Origin of the sequence: Thalassobacillus sp. CUG 92003 (assembly GCF_013618635.1) — a bacterium.
Classification (GTDB): domain Bacteria; phylum Bacillota; class Bacilli; order Bacillales; family Halobacillaceae; genus CUG-92003.
In genome coordinates this window covers 1-3,606 of sequence record NZ_JABLSJ010000026.1, presented here as the reverse complement: position 1 = coordinate 3,606, position 3,606 = coordinate 1, and the positions used below count along the sequence as shown (strand labels likewise).

General features: G+C 35.7%; 1 protein-coding gene and 1 pseudogene. One reads left to right on the top strand and one right to left on the bottom strand.

Annotated elements, in window-relative coordinates; translation table 11 throughout:
- Window positions 1-1,045 precede the first annotated feature (1,045 nt).
- Window positions 1,046-2,413, top strand: a complete 1,368-nt coding sequence (locus tag HOP45_RS21095; RefSeq protein ID WP_181351313.1) for an N-acetylmuramoyl-L-alanine amidase — start codon at window positions 1,046-1,048, stop codon at window positions 2,411-2,413.
- An 861-nt stretch (window positions 2,414-3,274) separates the two neighbouring features.
- On the opposite strand, the pseudogene HOP45_RS21090 reads toward HOP45_RS21095, so the two are convergent.
- Window positions 3,275-3,406: pseudogene (locus tag HOP45_RS21090) on the bottom strand (hypothetical protein); the annotation flags it as partial.
- Window positions 3,407-3,606 lie beyond the last annotated feature (200 nt).

Sequence of the window (3,606 nt, the reverse complement as noted above, 5' to 3'; positions counted from 1 at the left end):
TATAAAGCTGTTTATTCTTAGCCTTAAATACACGTGTTGAACACTAATTAATTCCATTATTTAGTACTAAATTAATACTTCTTGTATTTCAGGTTTAAAAAATCTGAGAATTTAATATTGTTTGAATGTATTCGAAACCATTTGCCTGAAAGTAAAATTCCTTACTACTTTATGATGGGCTGCATAAATAATTCTCTTCCTTAATTCCCAGTCAGATTTCAAAGAGAAGATTTTATACGAATTCTTTTCCTCCTTTAAGCTTTAATTCATGGGGGGTTATTTTATAAAAAAACAACCATTTCTCATTGTTGCATTTTTACTTTCAACCGGGGGTTACACTGCTATGCCAATGTTTCCAAAGCTAACTGATATTCATGATATTTCGCTTTTTCAATTGATTTTGTTTCATTGCTATAGGTCTATTTAATACATTTATTGCTTTAATTGCTGGCGTTTTTGCCCTAACCTTTGGACAAATGTTAATACCCCAATTATTGATATATCCATAGCAAATTTGGCTATTAAGGATGGAAATATGGGCCTTCACTTTGGAATTAGTAAGATTTCCTGGAGCCCTGGATTTCTACTACAGAACATTTCAAATACACTAAGCTGGTATATTTTCTCAATTTTAGGTTGGTATGCCCTTTTCAGCTGCTACCAGGGCTAAAGTACAACATTCTGGATAACGGGTCGAAGGAACGACAATACATGTAACAGGGAAACTTTCCAGTAGATTAGTAGCTTCTTCCATACGATTAACAATCTTGGATAATTGTTTTAAAAACTTTTTTAAAGTTTCCTTGGTTTTTTAAAAAGGAACTTCTAAGGTTTTTTGGCGTGCATAGAAAAAGCAGTTTGATTAGGTTTATATCCATTTCTTTATTCTGTTTTCCTCATACTTTTGACAGTTCCTCATCACCCCTTCTTTAACTGCCTAAACCATCTCCTGTGCCTTTTTTTATCTGATACTACTTAACTAGTCCAACCTATTTTGTCTTCCTACTCATATAATGAAGCATAGTCTTGAAAGGAGGCTGATAAAGTGAAAACAATAATCATTGACCCTGGACATGGAGGAAATGACCCTGGGGCAACTTATCAAGGGTACCAGGAGAAGCATTTCAACCTTTCAATCGCTTTAAAGGTGCGAGATTACCTACTCAAAAACTACGAAGTGGATATAATAATGACAAGAACAAGTGATATAACGGTCTCACTAGAGCAACGGACCCAATTAGCTAATTCTGAAAATGCTGATTTCTTTTTATCCATTCACAACAATGCCGCTGGGGGAACAGGTTTTGAAAGTTATATTTTTAATGGTACTGTACCTCCAGCCACCATAACCCATCAAAATATTATTCATGATAAAATACTAGACTTTGTAAAAGCTAAATATAACATTAATGATAGAGGGAAAAAGCGGGCCAATTTTCATGTACTAAGGGAAACAAAGATGTCTGCATTATTGTTAGAGGTGCTGTTTCTGGATAACCCTGACGATCTTGAACTTTTAACTGACCCTGATTTTATTCAGGATGTCTCTAACGCAATTGCGAAAGGGGTGAAGGATGCCTTTGATTTATCTGCTAAACCAGTACCAAGTATTCTTTATAAGGTAATAGCTGGTTCCTTCAGAAACCGTACCAATGCGGAAAACCGAGTCCAGTACCTTGCGACTCATAATATTCCTTCTTTTATTTTGCCCACTACCATATCGGGTGAGCAATATTACAGAGTTCAAACCGGAGCTTATTCCCAAAGAAAAAACGCGGAACAGCAAGTGCAAAAGTTGAAGGGAATCGGTATTATAGACGCTTTTATTCTGACAGAAGGAGAAGTGCCTTCACCACCTCCGTCAACTCCTGAAGAACGTTTTACCATCCAAGGAGATATTCACTTAAACCCTTGTCAGTTAGGTGAATTTGTGAAAACAATTAACCCAGAGGCCCCAAATCTGGGAGCGTACTATATGGAATATGGTAAAGTGTATGGAATAAGAGCGGATGTGGCGTATGCACAAGCTATTCACGAAACAGATTATTTCCGTTTTACAGGTGTGGTAGATGAAAAACAAAACAACTTTGCCGGTATTGGAGCCACCGGCCCGGATAATTCAGGAGCAAGCTTCGTTACACCTGAAGAAGGTGTTCATGCTCATATACAACACTTATATGCTTATGCATCCACAAACCCAATTCCAAGTGGATTTCCTAAAGTCGATCCAAGATTTGATCTTGTCAGCAGAGGAAGCGCAACTACCTGGACACAGCTTAACGGAAAATGGGCAGTTCCAGGGACCAATTATGGCCAAAGTATTATAAGTATATTTAAAAGGAATATAAACCACGCACTTGAACAAATTGACGTAAAGCAAGCAGAATTGCAAGACTTATTAAATGAGTTTTAAAATGAATTGAATTTAAAGGAAAGGCTAGAACTTTTTAATTCTGGCCTTTCCTGTTAATTAATGAAACACTATTAATTTACATATTTCAATAACAGAATACTAATGAGCAACTTTAGTTTTTGCCAAATGTGAACCATAAAAAATTGAACTCATAACTAGTACTGTAAAAGAAATTGTACATAAAGCTGCAGCTAATACTACAAGGAAGATCAACTCCCTTATCTTGTAGTTTTGCGCTACTCCCAATTCTAAAGTTTTAGTATATAGTGGGAATTCACTTTATATAGATATAGAAGTCATTCCTTTGTTAAGCAACTGTTAGCAGTAGGTAAGCGTTTGAAGTTATCTCCGGCTTTTGTCGGGTAGGTCAGGAATATTACTATCCCCTAAGAACCGTATGTGTGCCTTTCAGCACATACGGCTCAAGCATGTCTTTATCCTTGTCTAGACTAAATTAATCCTATTATTCTCTTTATATATTTCCTAACGCTACTAAATTGAGCTATATGGAATGTCACCCTTTACAGGGAATACCTTGGTATTCCAGATGGCAAGATATGTGATTTAATCCTATGTTCTTGTATTCATTACTTCGCCTTTGGTTCTAGGGATTTTATAATGTATTTCTACACCTTCAACCCTATCTGCAATTGATTGACTACACAAAGCATTTTCGCTAGCTTTTGCTTATACGCTATGTTGTTTCTATCAAACTCTTTAACATCACGTTTTTCAAAATAATCTTTGAGATTTTTATTGAAGGGACTATTATCATATTTAATAAGTACCTGTCGTTTAATTGGCATCCAAGACACCTTTTTTAATTGAATATTAATTATCGGGGCAGTTAGAATCCAATTGTTAACGTTGATCAGTTTTATCTGGCTTGAAGTGCCTTTTTCTAATCCATTGCCAACTCTTTTTCGTGTGAAGCCTTCGCAGAAACTGGTATTGAACTTTCCAAATATGTTCATCCATTTCAGAAAAGACTTTTTTAGCGACTGTTGGACTTCAGTAATTCGCTGTACCTAAGGTAATAGGGTTAAGCGTATCAATTAGTTTGTACGTATTTCCCGTATAATTGCTGTCGAAACCTAAGAAATCAAGCCCTTCTTCAATCCTCATCAACTCATAGGTAGAAGTTATTTTGCGCTTAAGTATAAATTGTTCTATGTTGAAAATCTTTTATCCCT